We start from the raw sequence: 16,106 nt of genomic DNA on the forward strand, positions 1-16,106 counted from the left end.
GTTCACAATTTGGCCACGGCTGAGGCTGTGGCACTTTAATATTAGCTGAACTGCATATTCCTTTATATCTAATGGGTTAGAGAGTGATTTCAGGATCACACTGCCTGCTGCGGCTCGCAGAGTTTTGTGAGGTTGGGTGGAAGGGGTGCCTCAGGCAAAATAAACCGATATTTTCAGCGCAACGGCTTAACTATGTTGTAAGTATTGGAATGCAGCGCGCCGCCGGGCGCTTGCTCCCTCCCGTGGTTAATGGTTAGTTTAGAAATTGAAAATTTAGCTGGGACTAACTTTTGTGTTGAGCCTATCGGAGACGGGGCAGGCGGGGAGTGAGGAGCGGTTCGCGAGACCGCTGCAGGACCGCGCATCCGACGTGACACCGCTGGCTCGCAATGATTCTTCGACATCCGATCGCCACTTGGTCCTGCTTCTGGCGGTCTTGCTCGCAGGGCTTGGAGCCGCAAACCTGATCTGGCTTCCGTTCTCGGCCGTGAGCGGCGGCTCAGGAGTTTTGCTCGAAGCTGCGATAGTTGCCGCGCCGTTGGCCCTGCTATGGGCTGCCCTCGCAGCCATGCGGTACCAGTTCCGAGAAATGCCTTTTCGCCACCGCGACCTGTTGAGTAATCATGCGGGTAGGATCCAGATGCTAGTCATAGCCTTGAGCGTTATATTGATGCTCTCGGTCGGCCTTCTGCCCCTGACCTATCTCGCCAGTGCAACGAGACGCCCATTGATGGATTTCTATCTGGCTGCCGGCGATGCGGCGCTGGGGTTCAACTGGGTCACCTATGTCGGCCGGCTCAACGACCATCCCTGGATCGCATCCGCGCTTTCGTGGGCTTATTTCACCTTGAAGGCTCAACTCTTTCTGCTGCCAGCGATCCTTGCCGTGACTGGTCGATCGAAGCGGTTGCAAGAATTCGTTGCGTTTTTTGGCCTGTCCGGTTGTTTGACATGCCTGGTGATGGTGGCTGTGCCAGCGGCGGGAACTTTTGATTTCTACCATCCTTCGTCGGATATTTTGAGTTCGTTTGCTCCCGGCGCCTCGATCCGGCACCTTGAACAGCTCCACGCACTCAGGACCCTGAAGCCGTTTCTGATCGAGCGTCCGGAAGGCCTTGTGACTTTCCCTTCGTTCCACTGCGCACTCGCCGCAATATTCGTCTATTCGGTGCGAGGCATCCGATTTGTCGCCGCACCGGTCTATCTGCTGAACGCCATGCTGATCCTGGCCACGCCTGCCGAAGGCGGCCACTATCTCGTCGACATCCTGGCGGGTTTCGCCGTAGCTGTCGTGTCGATCCAAACTGTCCGCTGGATAGCCCGGATTGGTGCGCCGAAGCAGACGGATTATGGGAAATCGCAGTCTCGGGGGGAACTTCCATGGGCTTGATGATGACCTTGTCTCGCGCCGAAATTGATCGCCTCACGATCCCGTGCCGGCTCACCTGCTGGTCACTTCGCGGCATTCGTCTGGGGATATTGGGGGATCACGGAACATGTTAGGCCGTTTCATCAAGGGGCCGGCGGAGCAGCCGGTCCAGCAACCATCGCCGCATGCGTCGCTGGCCGTTTCGGTATCGCCGGCGCCGGTCCCCGATCTTGCGCCGCATGGCGACGAATTCCTGGCTTTGAAAGTAGATCTCCATCGACATCTGATCGATCGGTTCAACCTGACGGCGCTTGAAAATTCGTCGAAGGACGAAATCCTGAATGAAATCCGACCGATCGTGCGCGAATTCGTTCGTGGCCGCGGCGTGCCATTGAATGCGCGCGAGCTCGACCAGCTGACGGGCGACACCGCTGACGAGATGCTCGGCCTTGGCCCGATCGAACCCCTGCTGAAAGACGATTCGATTTCAGACATCCTGATCAATACCCACAAGCGGGTCTTCATCGAGCGGCGCGGCATGATCGAAGAGACGTCGATCCGGTTCCGCGACGAGGCGCATCTGCTGCGTATCGTCAACAAGATCGTCGCAGCCATCGGCCGTCGCGTCGATGAATCCGCGCCGATGGTGGATGCGCGGCTGGAGGACGGCTCTCGCGTCAACATCGCGGTACGGCCGATCTCGGTCGATGGCCCGCTGGTGTCGATCCGCAAATTCTCAAAAAATCCCTATTCGCTGGAACGTTTGATGGCTTTCAACTCCATCCGGCCGCCGATGATCGACCTGCTGCGGATCGCTGTCCAGGCGCGCAAATCGATCCTGGTTTCAGGCGGCACCGGCAGCGGCAAGACGACCTTGCTCAATGCACTGTCGAGTTACATCCCCTCCAAAGAGCGACTGATCACCATTGAGGATGCGGCGGAATTGCAACTGCAGCAGACTCATGTCGGCAGGCTGGAGACGCGGCCACCCAATGTCGAGGGCAAGGGCGAGGTACGCCAGCGCGAACTACTCAAGAACGCCCTTCGCATGCGGCCGGACCGCATCATCGTCGGCGAGGTTCGCGGCGAGGAAGCCTTCGACATGCTGCAGGCGATGAACACCGGCCATGAAGGCTCGATGACCACCATCCATGCCAACACGCCGCGCGATGCGATCTCGCGGCTCGAACAGATGGTCGGCATGGCCGGCATGCCGATGAGCCATGATTCCATCCGGGCGCAGATTGCGTCGGCCATCGACATCATCGTGCAGACGCAGCGCCTGTCCGACGGCGGCAGGCGCGTGACGTCCATTTCGGAAATCACCGGCATGGAGGGCAATATCGTTCAGATGCAGGAAATCTACCATTTCGTCCGCCGCGACGTGGCCGCCGACGGCGCTATCATTGGCGAGTTTCGCGCCACCGGTGTGCGGCCGCGCTTTGCTCAGGAGGCGGCGACGCTGGGCCACCATTTCGCCAAGGACGCCTTCAATCCGCAGGTTGCGCTCTGATGCTGACCGGCCAGACGCTCCTTTATTTCATCTACGTGCTGGCGGCAGCGTCGGTGATCCTTGCTGCCGAATCCTTTTACCTCTCCTTTTCGGGACGGCGCGCGCGGGCGGGGGCGATAAATCGCCGCTTGCAACGGCTGGGTGAGGAGGCGCCCGCCGAACAAAGCCTCGAGAGGCTGTTGCAGGAGCGCGGGCTGACGGCATCGGGCGACTTTGCCTTTGGTGCGGTCGGGCTCAACAGGCTCTACACGCAGTCCGGGATTACCGGCAATCCTCTGACCTTCGCTGCGGTCTTCATCTTCGCCGGGGCCATATTGGCGCTGTTGCTGAATATGATCCTTGGGTTTTCGGCTCTAGCCGTAACCATCACCTTCGTTTTTGTCGGCTTCATCCTGCCGCTTCTCGTCCTACGGCGCGCGCGAAACAAGCGAATCCAGAGATTCGCCGCCCAGCTTCCCGACGCACTCGATATGATCGTGCGCTCGTTGCGCGCCGGCCATCCGACCACCGTGGCGATCGGTCTCGTGGCGCGCGAAATGCCCGATCCACTCGGCACGGAGTTCGGCATCGTATCCGACGAAATCACTTTCGGCCTCAGCCTCGAACAGGCGGTTCGAAAACTATCGGAGAGAGTTGGCTTCGAAGGCCTTCATCTTCTATCGGTGTCGCTCTCCATCCAGGCCAAAACGGGCGGTAATCTCACCGGCATCCTGTCGAACTTGTCCTCCGTATTGCGCGAGCGGCGCAAGCTGCGGCTGAAGATCAAGGCGCTTTCCGCTGAAGGCCGGATGTCGGCCTGGATCATCTCGCTCTTTCCAATCTTCATGTTCGGCATCTTGATGCTCATCGCTCCAAGCTATTACGGCGACGTCTGGGACAGTCCAGTACTCATGCCGGTTTTTGTCATCTTTGGAGGTTGGGCGTTGCTGGGCGACTTCATCATGTACCGGATGGTCACTTTCGATTTTTGACGAGCGAGACAAACCTTGTTTGCAAACCTTCAAAATCTGGGTCTGTTGTTGTCCATCGCTATTTTCCTGGCGGCGGCGGCGCTGTTCCTGCTGATTGCCTTCACGTTCATACCTGTCGTTCAGACGAGACGGCTCGTGGCCCGCAGCCTTTTGTCCGAAGGAATTACCGATCGTCGCTCGCTCTACGCCCAGCAGGAAATCAACAGGATTTCGGCGCAACGGCCCGTCGATGCCTATTTTCGCGCCCTGGAGAAGGAACGCGGCGAACCGAATGCGCTGGAGGCGAAGTTGTTCCGGGCCGGGTTTTACAAATCCGGCGCCCCAGTAATCTACACGCTATGCCGCCTCGCTGCAGTGTGTATCGGCTTTCTCGCCACCTATGCATTGTTGTCGCGTGTGCTGCCGCCGCAACTGCCCGGCTTGTTCGCATTCATGGGCGCGGCCTTGATCGGACTTGGTTGCATCGTCATTCCCAGTATTGCGCTCGACCGATTCGAGAATCGGCAAAAGCAGACCTATCGTCGCGGCTTTCCTGACTTCATGGACATGATGATCACTTGCGCCGATGCAGGCATGAGCCTGGAAGCGGCGGTCGAGCGCGTCGGCGCCGAACTGGCCGGAACCCACAAATGGCTCGGCATTCAGCTGGCCATCATGAATTTGCAGCTGCGCGCCGGCAAGCCCCTGCGTGAGGCGTTGCGCGAGCTCTCGGACCGGATCGGGCTTGAGGAGGCGCGGGCCCTGGCAGTGCTGTTCCGACAATCCGAGGAACTCGGCACCAGCCTGACGGATGCCCTGCGCGTCTACAGCGATGAGATGCGTAGCCAGCGGATTTTGCGCGCCGAGGAGCGCGGCAATGCGCTTCCGGTCAAAATGATGATTCCGCTGGGTCTGTGCATCTTTCCGGTCGTCATGATGGTCGTGATGCTGCCTGTGGTCATTCGCATGAAGGGCATTTTCTACTAGTTAGGTATATGATTTGGTCCTAATATGAGTCGGGGACCCTAGGGGACACATTTATGAAGAGGGCTATCGCGGTCGCGGCCTGTCTGTTGATGGTGGTGCTTGCCGGCTGCCAGACAAATGGGGCGGACACAACCGACGGTGTCGTTCGCACCAATGAACCGTCGAAAGGCGACGTAACCGCCTTTGGCGATGCTTTCGACGGGCTGAAGACAGTCAGCGACGTCGAATATTATGCCTCGGACCAGGCTGTTGCCGAAGCCAAGAACCAGTTCCGTGCCGAGAATTACGGCAATGCCGGCGCTCTGTTCTTCAAGGCGACGCAGCTGGCGCCCAATGATGGTGGCGCTTGGATGGGGCTGGCCGCCTGCACCGACCGCATCCACCGCTTCGACCTGTCCGACCGGGCCTATCTCAGGGCCTTCAAGCTGGTCGGCGCGACGCCCGAATATTACAACAATGTCGGCTATTCCTACCTGTTGCGCGGCAAGTTGCAGGACGCTCGCAGCAATTTCCTCAAGGCCTATGAACTGGCGCCCAACGACCCGACCGTGGCCAACAATCTGAAGCTGCTGTCGTCAAGCGTGCAGAACATCGAGCGCTAGCATGTTGCTCGTCGAGGCGCTGCTGCTGAAAGTGCTCGCCATCCCTCTGCTGGCAAGGATTGCCTGGCTCGACTTCAAGACACAGAAGATAGCCAATCGCGATGTGCTGCTGCTGCTCTGCTTGGGAGCGGGGTCGCTGCTGCTGCTGTCGCTCCAGTCCGGATCGTGGTGGGACACCGGGCTGAGTGCCCTTGCGGGGCTTCTGCTGTTTGTCGCACTCTTCCCGTTCTGGATCCTGCGCAAGGTCGGTGCCGGCGACGTCAAGCTGATGGCGGTCATGCCATTTCTGATCGGTGGCAGCGGCCTCGTCCTGTTTTCCATGCTGTTGCTGGTCTTTGCTCTGATCTCGGTAATGGTGGTGAAAACCCCTTTCATGCTGCCCGAGGGTGCATTCCGGCTCTACATCCAGCATATGGATCGCAAAGGCGTCGTCCCTTTCGGAGTGCCGATCTCGATGGCGGCGATTTGCACAGTCGTATTCCAAATCTACAGCTACTCGATGGCCTATAGCTTTGTGCAAAATTAAGCAGGGGCCAAAATGAATCGGCATTGGGATTACGACAGAGCAGTCAGGCGACCGAAGTCGTCTTGGGTGAGGATGTTAACTAATAGTAAACCTTTTTCTTGTCGAGACGTGAATGCGATGCTTCAATGAATCTTTGAGGCGGAGGGCAGGATGTTAACAGAGGATTTTATCGGTCGTGTTGCTATCGTCCTTGTGGTGACGGTTTTGACGACGTTTAGTGCAATTCATCTGTTCGTCTATTTTCAGCACGAGACCTCTGCGAGTTCCCTGGCCGTCGGCACTCGAACCGCCACAATCGCCTTTATGTTGTTGCAGCTTGTCATGACTGTCAGCCGCCTCCCCCCGAAGGGAACTGCGCGAGGCATCGAGTCAAGGGTTACCTCCGTAGCCGGAACATTCCTGATATTGGTCGCAGCGTTTCTGATTCCGGCAGTGGACAGCGAAGCCGTGCAAGTCACGGCGCTCTGCCTGATTTTCATTGGCACTGTCAGTTCGATTTTTTGTCTTTACTGGCTTGGGCGCTCTTTCTCCATCATGGCCACCGCACGCAAGCTTGTTACTTCAGGTCCGTATTCCGTTGTCCGCCATCCGCTCTATGTCTGTGAGGCGATATTTGTTTCCGGAGTCATTGTTTCGCGTTTTTCCGCGTTAATGGTGGCGCTGGGTGCGCTCCAATTTCTTTTGCAATATCGGCGCGCCAAGAATGAGGAAGCCATCCTGCGACAAACCTTCCCAGAGTACCACGCCTATGAACGAACCACTCCAATGCTGATACCATCCTTGTCGTCACTCGATTGGCGGTGAAGACCGATTTCCTATTCGTCGCCGGTAGCTGTGCAAGATCTCATTCAGATAGAGCGTTGATGACTAAATAAACGATCACAGGGAGAAGGCAGCATGGCACTTCACCTTTCGGCAGATGCCCCGGTTTCAGTCGCGGCACCCCCGCAGAAATATCTGTTTGGTCCGTTCATCGACTTTTTCCTGCTTGGCGGGAGCGCGTTCGTGATTCTGCCAATACTGTATTTTGTGCCTCTCAAATACGAAGGCCTCGTGGCACTGACGGCGTTTTTGCTGTCCCATCTCATAAACCAGCCGCACTTTGCTCATTCGTACCAGATTTTCTATCGCAATTTTGCGCGCAAGGTGCGGGGAGACGGATACGACAGGAACCTCCAGATCCGCTACATTTTCGCGGGCATTGTGGTTCCGCTGATCATGGGCGCTTTCTTTGCCTATGGTTCCGTAACCGGCAACGCTCGCCTGCTGGGATATGCAACCAATGCGATGGGCTTTTTCGTGGGCTGGCACTACGTCAAGCAAGGCTACGGCATGCTGATGGTGGACGCCGTGTTGAAGCGCAAGTTCTTCAAGGATCAAGACAAGAAAGTGTTGCTGTTCAACGGCTATGCCGTGTGGCTGTTCGCATGGCTCCAGACAAACGTGGTGATCACCGAAAGGCAGTTCTGGGGCCTGGATTACTACACATTCGCTGTCCCTCCGTGGCTCCTCAACATTGCGCTCGCGGTCGCGGCTGCTTCCTCGGCGGCCACCGTCGTGATGTTTGTCAATCGCTGGCGCAGGCACGGTGGCACGCTGCCGTATAATGGCGTCGTCGCTTACATCGTGACCCTTTATGCCTGGATTCTGCTCGTGACCTTGAATCCGCTTTGGCTGCTCGTGGTGCCGGCGCTTCATTCGCTGCAGTACCTGGCGGTGGTCTGGCGTTACCAGACCAATGTCGAGCGCGACCGCGTGGATGCCGTCAAGGATTCGGGACTCAAGGCCCTGTCGATTCTTGGACCGCTGTATAGGCTGCGGGTGCTGATATTCATCATCGCCGGCACAATTCTCGGCGCTCTTGGTTTCTGGCTCGTGCCGATGGCGCTGAGTGCCCTGGTTCCCTATGACAAACAGGTGCTCGGCTCGTCGCTTTTTCTCTTCATAGCGTGGATATTCATCAACGTGCACCACTACTTCCTGGACAATGTGATGTGGCGCCGCGGCAACCCGGAAGTATCGAAATACCTGTTCCGCTAGCCACGTAACCCTTTGCTCGCGAGATGTTCAGTCCCGCAGCAGATCGAACATCGGCTTGAAGAAGCGGTCCGCATCGACCTCATATGCGATGCGGGCATTGTCCTTTTCACCGCGCTCGCCCCAGTAATCGGCGATGGTCGCGCCGAAGGCGTAGGTACCGGACAGGTCGACGCCGATATGGGCAGGGCGCGTGCGCACCAATGTCGGGTCGATGGCCCGCGCCAGCGCCAAGGGATCGTGCATGGCCCCGCCGACGCCCATCGAGTTGCGATGCAGCTTCTCGTAGAACAGCAGCCAGTCGTTGACGAGCCGGCCGAGCGGCGTGTCGATGGTGGCGAGTTCGGCATATTGCGGCGCCTCGATCAGCACCTGCATGGTGACGTCGAGGCCGACCATCAGCATCGGCACGCCGCTGTCCAGGACGATCTTCAGCGCTTCGGGGTCGCAGAACGCATTGAACTCGGTCGGCGTGATGATCTCGCTCTTGCGATAGAACACGCCGCCCATCCAGATCAGCTCCTTGATCTTGGGCAGCGGCCCTTTGCAGGGTCAAAAAATGTCTCGAGGCTTGCTGAAACCGGTCGTCCGGTATTGCGCCTGGGTGCCTTGGGAAGATGGTGGGGCGGATGTTTCGCTGCGCGGACGAGCCTTGCGATCGTCGCCCTCCGGGCGGCGGATCGTGGCGATTACAAGACGCCTGCCTGACGGGCGAAGCGGAATTTATCAGATGTCGGCGGCTCCCGGTTAAGGCCAAGCCCCAATCTTCATGGCTCTACTTCACGCCGATGCCGGCGGTCAGGCCGCCATCGATCCTGTAGTCCGCGCCGGTGCAGAAGCCCGCCTTCGACGAACACAGGAAAGCGATGAGTTCGGCCACCTCCTCCGGTTCGCCGATGCGGCCGATGGGATGCGCTTCGCCGAAGCGCTTGTAGGCAGCCTCGACATCGGCATCGCTGCCATTGTCGCCACGCGCTGCCTTTTCCAGGATCGGGGTGCGGATCGAGCCCGGGCTGACGGAATTGACGCGGATGCCGGAGCGCGCATGGTCGAGGGCCAGGGCACGCGTCAGCGTGTGGATGGCGCCCTTGGTCGTGGCATAGGCGGCGACGTTCTGCTGGCAGGCAAAGCCCTGCACTGAAGCGACATTGACGATGGCGCCGCCGCCCCTGCGGACCATTTCCGGGATACCGAAATGCGCGGTCAGATAGATCGACCCGACATTGACCGACATCGCCTTGTTCCAGGTCTCGAAATCGGTGCTGACGGCGGTTCCGTACGGATGGACCGCCGCCGAATTGACGATGACATCGAGGCCGCCGAACCGCTCGACGCCGGCCGTGACCGCGTCGCGAACCTGCTCCGGTATGGAGACGTCGGCGCTTATGACCAGCGCCCCGGGTCCGGAATTCTCCAGTTCCGCTTGCAGCGCCGCGTTGGCCGCGCGGTCGATGCCGCAGGCGATGATTGCAGCACCGCCTGCGGCGAGGCGTCTGGCGGTCGCGAGGCCAATCCCGGTCGTCCCCGTCACCAATGCCACCTTGCCGTCGAAATCCTTCATCGCGGGAACTCCTTCATTCGCTATCCCGGTTTTGGGCAACGAAATGCATAAAACAAAGACCTACAGCGCGTCGCCTGAATCCGTTCAAACGCGACGCGCTTTAGTTTGACACTCATTGTGGTCCAACAATAGGTTGCCGCTCTCTCGCAGAAGGAAGCGGCAATGGAACAGTGCTGGCGCTGGTATGGACCGAACGACCCGGTAACACTCGATCATGTCAGGCAGGCAGGTGCGACAGGCGTGGTGACGGCCTTGCACGATATCTATGACGGGCGCGCCTGGCCGCTCGAGAGCATTGTGGAGCGCAAGCGGATCATCGAGGCGACAGGGCTGACATGGTCGGTTGTCGAGAGCATCCCGGTCCACAACTCGATCAAGATCGGCGCGCCGGAACGCGAACGCTACGCTGGCTATTATCGCGACAGCATCCGCGCGCTTGCCAAGGCCGGCATCGCGACGATCTGCTACAATTTCATGCCCGTGGTCGACTGGACCCGCACCGATCTGGCCTATCGGCTTCCGACGACGGGCTATGCGCTGCGTTTCGATGCGATCGATTTCGCCGCCTACGATTTGTTCGTGCTGAAGCGCAGCAACGCCGAGGCCGGCTACAGTGCCGCCCGCATCGCGGAGGCGGAAGCGCGGCTGAAGGAGTTGAGCAGCGAGGCGATCGACAGGATCGAGCGCAACCTGATCGCCGGCCTGCCTGCGACCGAGCGCAGCTACGACAGGGACAGTTTTCGCGAGGCCCTGGCGGAGTACGATGCGATCGGACCGAAGGAGTTGCGCGACAACCTTGCCTGGTTCCTGCGCGAGATCATTCCGGTGGCCGAAGAGGAGGGGGTGCGCATGTGCATCCATCCCGATGACCCGCCCTTCTCGCTCTATGGCCTGCCACGCATCGTTTCGACGGCCGAGGATGCGCGTTTCATCCTCAACGCCGTCGACAGCCCCGCCAATGGCTTGACGTTCTGCACTGGCTCCTACGGGACACGCGCCGACAATGACATCGTCGCCATGGTCAAGGAATTTGCCGACCGCATCCATTTCGCTCATCTGCGCAACATCACCATCGAGGATGGCGGCTCGTTCTATGAGGCCGAGCATCTCGAGGGCGGCACCGATATGGCGCATGTGATCCTCGCTCTGATGCAGGAAGAAACGCGCCGCCGCAGGGAAGGCCGCGCCGACTGGCGCATTCCCATGCGACCAGACCATGGCCATCTGCTCGCCGACGACATCGGCAAGACCAGGATCAATCCCGGCTATTCGCTGATCGGCCGGCTGAAAGGCCTCGCCGAGCTGCGTGGCATCATGCGCGCCGTCGAGCAGTTCGGGTTGGCTTAGGGATCGCTGCGCCGCGCCCCCCGGTGCCTACGCGACCTCGTTCAGCAATGCTGTTCCGGCCGCCGCGCGGGCGATGTTTTCGAGCAGCATGTCGACGACGCGCGTCTCGTAGCGGCTGGTCTCGCCCGCACTGTGCGGGGTCACCAGGACATTGGGCAGGCGCCATATCGGCGAACTCGCCGGCAGCGGCTCCTCGTAGGCGCAATCGAGCGCCGCGCCGGCAATGGCGCCGCTGCGCAGTGCCTCGATCAGGGCCGGCTCGTCGACGACACGTCCACGCGCCACATTGACGAGAAACGCACTAGGCCGCATCGCGGCCAACGCGGCAGGACCGATCAGGCCTTCGGTCTCGAGGGTGAGGGGGCAGGTGAGGGCAACAAAGTCGGCTTGCGGCAGCACATCGAGCAATCGCGCCTGCGACACCACTCGCGCCACGCCTGCCACCGCGACCGGATCGCGCTTCACGCCGATCACCTGCATGCCGAAGGCGTTGGCGAGGCGGGCAAGCCGCGCGCCGATGCGCCCCAGGCCAACGATCAGCAGCGTCTTGCAGTTGAGCTCGTCTTCACGCTGCGAACGGTCGCCGATCATCGGGCGCCAATGCTCTCTGGCCTGAAAGTCGCGCGCCAGATGCAAGTGCCGCGTCAGGCCGAGCATCAACGCCATGGCGTGCTCGGCGACAGCGATTTCATTGGCACCCTGGGCACTGGCGAGCTTGATGCCACGGTCGCGCAGGAGCGGCCGCGAGAACTGATCGGTGCCGGCGCTGATCGACTGGATCAGCCGCAGCTTCGGTGCGCGCTCCGCCAGTTCGTTGCGCCACAGGCCGGAGACGACGAGGACATCGGCCTCGGCGACGCGCTGCTCCAGTTCGGCGAGGCTGCGAACCTCGAAGCTGGGCATGGGTTGCCCGCGCGTCAGGAACTCGTCACGCAGCCGATAGGCGGCGTGAGCGAAGCCGATGGTGAGCTCAGCCATGGTGGAGCTGCGCCAATGGGACGACCCCGACACCAGGCAGCGCCTTGTCCGGCGTCGAAACGACGACAAGCGCGGCGCGTGCCGCATTCTGAGGATGCACCGCGTCGACCTCTCTGATTGCCAATTGAATCAATGCGATCCAACCTAGACCCAACCCGAACTGGCTGACAAGCCGCGACCCAGCCGCGGTCCATGTTGCCCATGGCCAAGTCGCGCTCGAAAGGCGGCCCACGAGATGCATTGCGGGTAGAATACCTGTTGGGAACATTATTTGCCGACAGACCACAATATGCAGCGTTGACGTTCTTCCATTCGACCCAGATTGGACTGTCTGTTGCTTTGATCAGCACCTCTTGCGTGTCATTTTGGAAAGGCCATTCATGCTCGAAGCTCTTGCCGGTGACCACTTCTACTTCTCTTGGGCAAGGCAGAGAAAAGAAGGAACCTGACCATGCCCAGAATTGTGCCGGTGCTTGATCTGAGCCGTCTCGAACAAGGTGCGTCCGAATATCGTACCTTTCTCCTGGACTTGCGCACGGCGGCCCGGGACGTCGGCTTCTTCTACCTCAGCGGCCACGGAATTTCCGCCTCGGAGATCGACGACGTGCTCGATGCGTCGCGCCGGTTTTTCGCATTGCCAGAGACTGACAAGCTGGCGATCGAAATGGTCAAGTCCTCGCAGTTTCGCGGCTACACCCGCGCCGGTGGCGAACTGACCAAGGGCGCGGCCGACTGGCGTGAGCAACTCGACATCGGCGTCGAGCGCCAGCCCATCGCGCAGGGGCCCGGAATTGCGCCCTGGACGCGGCTGCAAGGGCCGAACCAGTGGCCGTCGGCACTGCCTGAACTCAAGCCGGCGCTGCTGGCATGGCAGGCCAAGGCGACAGCGGTGGCGATCCGGCTGCTGAAAGCCTTCGCGCTGTCGCTCGATCAGTCCGAGGATGCCTTCGACGCGATCTACCGGGACTCACCCAACCATCGCATGAAGATCGTTCGTTATCCCGGCCGTGACGCGACCGAAGGCGACCAGGGTGTCGGCGCGCACAAGGATGGCGGCTTCCTGACCCTCTTGCTGCAGGACGACAACAAGGGGCTGCAGGTCGAGTACGACGGAAGCTGGGTGAATGTGGATCCGCTGCCTGGAACGCTGGTCGTCAACATCGGCGAACTGCTCGAACTGGCATCGAATGGCTATCTGCGCGCCACCGTGCATCGCGTCGTGACGCCGCCTGCCGGCGTCGAGCGAATTTCCGTCCCCTTCTTCTTCAGCGCGCGGCTCGATGCAACCATCCCGCTTCTCGGCCTTTCCGAGGAACTGGCGGCGCAGGCGCGCGGACCGGCAAGCGATCCTGACAACCCGTTGTTCCGCGATGTCGGGACCAATGTGCTCAAAAGCCGGCTGCGTTCGCATCCCGACGTGGCACGCCGCCACTATGCCGATCTTCTCGAGACCGGAGTTGCGGGCTCGTGAACGCTATGGGGAATATGGAGCACGAATTTTTGCCATTTTGCCTGTTCTTTGGAACGTCATTCGTCGCCAAAGCCCGGAAATAAGCTCAAACAGGTAAAATCGTTCGGCGGTTTCCTCCCATTCCGCTGGACGGTGTTCCCCTCTGAAGGTTTTAACCTTCTTTTGGCCGGGCCGCGTTCGAGCCCGGCCATTTTTTGCCCCGGGGCCTCGGGCGCAAAACTGAAATACTGCAGAAGCCCGGCTCGGCGGAACGGAATACCTTCCAGAGCTGGGCGCATCGTCCGATCCTGAGAACCAGGATTCGAGCGCTGATGCTCGACTGGATCGAACGGTCGGAACGACTTTCATGACACGAAAACAATTGCGGCTTGGCGCCTTCATGCGTCCTGTCAGTCTGCACACCGGCGCCTGGCGCTATCCGGGCGCCTATCCCGACGCCAATTTCAATTTCGCGCATCTGAAGCGCTTCGCCCAGACCCTGGAGGCGGCGAAGTTCGACGCCTTCTTCATGGCCGATCATCTGGCCGTTCTCAACATGCCGATCGAGGCGCTGCGGCGCAGCCATACGGTCACCTCGTTCGAGCCGTTCACGCTGCTGTCGGCGCTGGCCGCCGTCACCGACCACATCGGTCTGGTCGCAACCGCATCGACGACGTTCGATGCGCCCTATCATATTGCCCGCCGCTTCGCCTCGCTCGACCATATCAGCGGCGGGCGCGCCGGCTGGAACATCGTCACCACGTCCAATCCCGATGCGGCGCTGAATTTTGGTCTCGATGAGCACGTCGAGCATGACGAGCGTTACCAAAGGGCGCGGGAATTCTACGACGTCGTCACCGGCCTGTGGGACAGCTTCGCCGACGATGCCTTCATCCGCGACGCCGAAAGCGGGCTCTATTTCGATCCGGCCAGGCTGCATGTGCTCGACCACAAGGGCGAGCATCTCTCGGTGCGCGGCCCGCTCAACATTGCGCGGCCGGTGCAGGGCTGGCCGGTCATCGTCCAGGCCGGTGCGTCGGAGGCGGGGCGGCAATTGGCGGCAGAGACGGCGGAGGTCATTTTCGCCGCCCATGCCGATCTCGCAGCAGGGCAGCGTTTCTTTGCCGACGTTAAAGGCCGTGCGGAGAAGCTCGGCCGGTCGCGCGACGACATCAAGATCCTGCCGGGTGCCTTTGTCGTTGTCGGCGACAGCGTCGAGGACGCGCAGGCCAGGCGGGCGAAGCTCGACAGTCTCGTCTATTACGAGAGCGGCATTGCCTCGCTGTCGATCGCCATCGGACATGACGCGTCCGGTTTTGATCCCGACGCGCCCTTGCCCGAAATCCCCGAGACCAATGCCTCGAAGAGTGGCCGAGAGCGCGTCATCGAACTGGCCCGCCAGGAAAACCTGACAGTCAGGCAGCTCGCGCAAAGGCTGGGCGGCTATTCCGGCCTTGCCTTTGTCGGCACGCCTGAAACAATCGCCGACGAGATGGAGGAATGGCTCGTGGGCGAAGGCTCCGACGGGTTCAACATCATGTTTCCCTACCTGCCTGCCGGGCTCGATGATTTTGCCGAGAAGGTCGTGCCCGAGCTGCAGCGGCGAGGGATATTCAGGCGGCAATATGAGGGATCGACGTTGCGCGAGAATCTCGGCCTGAAGCGGCCACCCAACCGGTTTTTCGAGTAGAACGTCTTTCGCAGAGAAGGTCTCCAATGTCGATCCAGACCAACACCCGCATCGTGCTCGCGGCGCGACCGCAAGGTCGGCCGAAGCCAGGCGACTTCCGCATCGAGACCGTTGAAATTGTTCAGCCGGGGGAGGGCGAACTGCTGCTGCAGATACTCTATCTGTCGCTCGATCCCTATATGCGCGGGCGGATGAACGCCACGAAATCCTATGCCAAGCCGGTCGATGTCGACGGTGTGATGGAAGGCGGTACCGTTGCGCGAGTCGTGATCTCTCGCCACGCCGACTTCGTCGAGGGTGACATCGTCCTGTCCCATTCGGGATGGCAGAGTTTTGCATTGTCCGACGGTGTCGGGCTGCGCAAGCTCGATCCCGCGGCTGCACCCATCACGACGGCGCTTGGCGTGCTCGGCATGCCGGGCTTCACGGCCTATGCCGGCTTGCTCACCATCGGAGAGCCGAAGCCTGGCGAGACGGTCGTCGTGGCGGCGGCCAGCGGCGCGGTCGGGTCGGCCGTCGGCCAGATCGCGCGCATCAAGGGGGCACGTGCGGTCGGCATCGCCGGCGGCGCCGACAAATGCGCCTTCGTGCGAGACGAACTCGGCTTTGACGCGGCCGTCGATCACCGTGCCGATGATTTTGCCGAGCAGTTGAAGGCAGCCTGCCCTGATGGCATCGATATCTATTTCGAGAATGTCGGCGGTCCTGTCTGGGATGCGGTGTTTCCCCTGCTGAACGAGTTCGCGCGTGTGCCGGTCTGCGGGTTGATCGCGCAATACAATGCCATCGCGGATACCGGCATCGACCGGCTGCCGACATTGATGCAGCAAGTGTTGCACCGCAGCCTGACGATCAGGGGTTTCATCCAGCGCGAATTTGTCGACCAGCGCCCGGCCTTCTATCGTGAGATGGCCGACTGGATCGCGTCCGGCCGCGTTCGGTACAGGGAAGATATCGTGGATGGCATCGAGAATGCGCCACAGGCCTTTCTTGGCCTTCTCGAAGGCAGGAATTTCGGCAAGCTTGTTGTGCGTATCGCGGAATAATTGTCGCGCAACGATGAGGCGGAGGCTGCCGAGACAATTTCTGCCACGGC

16 protein-coding genes and 1 pseudogene are annotated in these 16,106 nt (G+C 60.4%); 12 read left to right on the forward strand and 5 right to left on the reverse strand.

Features of this window, described 5'->3' with window-relative positions; genetic code table 11:
* Window positions 1–415: 415 nt before the first annotated feature.
* The 8 genes from ACZ89F_RS05435 (at window position 416) to ACZ89F_RS05470 (ending at window position 7,987) form a co-directional block, all read left to right on the forward strand.
* Complete coding sequence (locus ACZ89F_RS05435) at window positions 416–1,390, forward strand: phosphatase PAP2 family protein (RefSeq protein ID WP_476090750.1); 975 nt, start codon at window positions 416–418, stop codon at window positions 1,388–1,390.
* 106 nt (window positions 1,391–1,496) lie between these two features.
* Entirely contained in the window at window positions 1,497–2,882 is a 1,386-nt protein-coding gene (locus tag ACZ89F_RS05440; RefSeq protein WP_476090751.1) for a CpaF family protein, read from the forward strand.
* The gene (locus tag ACZ89F_RS05445) at window positions 2,882–3,853 is read left to right on the forward strand and encodes a type II secretion system F family protein (protein WP_476090752.1); all 972 of its coding nucleotides are present in this window, start codon (window positions 2,882–2,884) and stop codon (window positions 3,851–3,853) included. The genes ACZ89F_RS05440 and ACZ89F_RS05445 overlap by 1 nt, the downstream gene beginning before the upstream one ends.
* Before the next feature lie 15 nt (window positions 3,854–3,868).
* Entirely contained in the window at window positions 3,869–4,819 is a 951-nt protein-coding gene (locus ACZ89F_RS05450; protein WP_476090753.1) for a type II secretion system F family protein, read from the forward strand.
* Between the two features lie 53 nt (window positions 4,820–4,872).
* Window positions 4,873–5,421 (forward strand): tetratricopeptide repeat protein, encoded by a 549-nt coding sequence (locus tag ACZ89F_RS05455; RefSeq protein WP_476090754.1) that lies wholly within the window; start codon window positions 4,873–4,875, stop codon window positions 5,419–5,421.
* A 1-nt stretch (window position 5,422) separates the two neighbouring features.
* The gene (locus tag ACZ89F_RS05460; protein ID WP_476090755.1) at window positions 5,423–5,947 is read left to right on the forward strand and encodes a prepilin peptidase; all 525 of its coding nucleotides are present in this window, start codon (window positions 5,423–5,425) and stop codon (window positions 5,945–5,947) included.
* Window positions 5,948–6,097: 150 nt separating this feature from the next.
* Entirely contained in the window at window positions 6,098–6,751 is a 654-nt protein-coding gene (locus ACZ89F_RS05465) for a methyltransferase family protein (RefSeq protein ID WP_476090756.1), read from the forward strand.
* A 93-nt stretch (window positions 6,752–6,844) separates the two neighbouring features.
* Window positions 6,845–7,987 (forward strand): hypothetical protein, encoded by a 1,143-nt coding sequence (locus ACZ89F_RS05470; protein ID WP_476090757.1) that lies wholly within the window; start codon window positions 6,845–6,847, stop codon window positions 7,985–7,987.
* A gap of 27 nt (window positions 7,988–8,014) precedes the next feature.
* Here ACZ89F_RS05470 and ACZ89F_RS05475 read toward each other — a convergent pair.
* Both ACZ89F_RS05475 and ACZ89F_RS05480 read right to left on the reverse strand, forming a co-directional pair.
* Window positions 8,015–8,521, reverse strand: a pseudogene (locus ACZ89F_RS05475) (nucleoside hydrolase); the annotation flags it as partial.
* 238 nt (window positions 8,522–8,759) lie between these two features.
* Window positions 8,760–9,545 carry an SDR family NAD(P)-dependent oxidoreductase gene (locus ACZ89F_RS05480; RefSeq protein ID WP_476090758.1) on the reverse strand — a complete coding sequence of 262 codons (786 nt, stop codon included), beginning with the start codon at window positions 9,543–9,545 and terminating at the stop codon, window positions 8,760–8,762.
* A 162-nt stretch (window positions 9,546–9,707) separates the two neighbouring features.
* Between ACZ89F_RS05480 and uxuA the strand changes: the two genes are divergently transcribed.
* The gene (uxuA, locus tag ACZ89F_RS05485; protein ID WP_476090759.1) at window positions 9,708–10,892 is read left to right on the forward strand and encodes a mannonate dehydratase; all 1,185 of its coding nucleotides are present in this window, start codon (window positions 9,708–9,710) and stop codon (window positions 10,890–10,892) included.
* A gap of 27 nt (window positions 10,893–10,919) precedes the next feature.
* On the opposite strand, the gene ACZ89F_RS05490 is transcribed toward uxuA, so the two are convergent.
* Together ACZ89F_RS05490 and ACZ89F_RS05495 are read right to left on the reverse strand one after the other, a co-directional pair.
* Window positions 10,920–11,870, reverse strand: coding sequence for a D-2-hydroxyacid dehydrogenase (locus ACZ89F_RS05490; protein WP_476090760.1), 951 nt, complete (start codon window positions 11,868–11,870; stop codon window positions 10,920–10,922).
* The gene (locus ACZ89F_RS05495) at window positions 11,863–11,994 is read right to left on the reverse strand and encodes a hypothetical protein (RefSeq protein ID WP_476090761.1); all 132 of its coding nucleotides are present in this window, start codon (window positions 11,992–11,994) and stop codon (window positions 11,863–11,865) included. The genes ACZ89F_RS05490 and ACZ89F_RS05495 overlap by 8 nt, the downstream gene beginning before the upstream one ends.
* 327 nt (window positions 11,995–12,321) lie before the next feature.
* Between ACZ89F_RS05495 and ACZ89F_RS05500 the strand changes: the two genes are divergently transcribed.
* Window positions 12,322–13,341: an isopenicillin N synthase family dioxygenase gene (locus tag ACZ89F_RS05500; protein ID WP_476090762.1), complete on the forward strand. Its 1,020-nt coding sequence runs from the start codon at window positions 12,322–12,324 to the stop codon at window positions 13,339–13,341.
* Window positions 13,342–13,397: 56 nt separating this feature from the next.
* Here the strand turns inward: ACZ89F_RS05500 and ACZ89F_RS05505 are convergent, their stop codons facing one another.
* Complete coding sequence (locus ACZ89F_RS05505; RefSeq protein ID WP_476090763.1) at window positions 13,398–13,619, reverse strand: hypothetical protein; 222 nt, start codon at window positions 13,617–13,619, stop codon at window positions 13,398–13,400.
* 68 nt (window positions 13,620–13,687) lie between these two features.
* Here ACZ89F_RS05505 and ACZ89F_RS05510 point away from each other — a divergent pair, with 68 nt between their 5' ends.
* Window positions 13,688–15,010, forward strand: coding sequence for an LLM class flavin-dependent oxidoreductase (locus ACZ89F_RS05510; RefSeq protein ID WP_476090764.1), 1,323 nt, complete (start codon window positions 13,688–13,690; stop codon window positions 15,008–15,010).
* A 26-nt stretch (window positions 15,011–15,036) separates the two neighbouring features.
* The gene (locus ACZ89F_RS05515) at window positions 15,037–16,056 is read left to right on the forward strand and encodes an NADP-dependent oxidoreductase (RefSeq protein ID WP_476090765.1); all 1,020 of its coding nucleotides are present in this window, start codon (window positions 15,037–15,039) and stop codon (window positions 16,054–16,056) included.
* Window positions 16,057–16,106: the final 50 nt, after the last annotated feature.

Source organism: Mesorhizobium sp. USDA 3734, assembly GCF_056279665.1.

Coding starts and splice junctions, on each gene's coding strand:
- ACZ89F_RS05440 (WP_476090751.1), top strand. CDS start 1,497: ATGTTAGGCCGTTTCATCAAGGGGCCGGCGGAGCAGCCGGTCCAGCAA.
- ACZ89F_RS05445 (WP_476090752.1), top strand. CDS start 2,882: ATGCTGACCGGCCAGACGCTCCTTTATTTCATCTACGTGCTGGCGGCA.
- ACZ89F_RS05455 (WP_476090754.1), top strand. CDS start 4,873: ATGAAGAGGGCTATCGCGGTCGCGGCCTGTCTGTTGATGGTGGTGCTT.
- ACZ89F_RS05460 (WP_476090755.1), top strand. CDS start 5,423: ATGTTGCTCGTCGAGGCGCTGCTGCTGAAAGTGCTCGCCATCCCTCTG.
- ACZ89F_RS05465 (WP_476090756.1), top strand. CDS start 6,098: ATGTTAACAGAGGATTTTATCGGTCGTGTTGCTATCGTCCTTGTGGTG.
- ACZ89F_RS05470 (WP_476090757.1), top strand. CDS start 6,845: ATGGCACTTCACCTTTCGGCAGATGCCCCGGTTTCAGTCGCGGCACCC.
- ACZ89F_RS05480 (WP_476090758.1), bottom strand. CDS start 9,545: ATGAAGGATTTCGACGGCAAGGTGGCATTGGTGACGGGGACGACCGGG.
- uxuA (WP_476090759.1), top strand. CDS start 9,708: ATGGAACAGTGCTGGCGCTGGTATGGACCGAACGACCCGGTAACACTC.
- ACZ89F_RS05490 (WP_476090760.1), bottom strand. CDS start 11,870: ATGGCTGAGCTCACCATCGGCTTCGCTCACGCCGCCTATCGGCTGCGT.
- ACZ89F_RS05500 (WP_476090762.1), top strand. CDS start 12,322: ATGCCCAGAATTGTGCCGGTGCTTGATCTGAGCCGTCTCGAACAAGGT.
- ACZ89F_RS05505 (WP_476090763.1), bottom strand. CDS start 13,619: ATGCGCCCAGCTCTGGAAGGTATTCCGTTCCGCCGAGCCGGGCTTCTG.
- ACZ89F_RS05510 (WP_476090764.1), top strand. CDS start 13,688: ATGACACGAAAACAATTGCGGCTTGGCGCCTTCATGCGTCCTGTCAGT.
- ACZ89F_RS05515 (WP_476090765.1), top strand. CDS start 15,037: ATGTCGATCCAGACCAACACCCGCATCGTGCTCGCGGCGCGACCGCAA.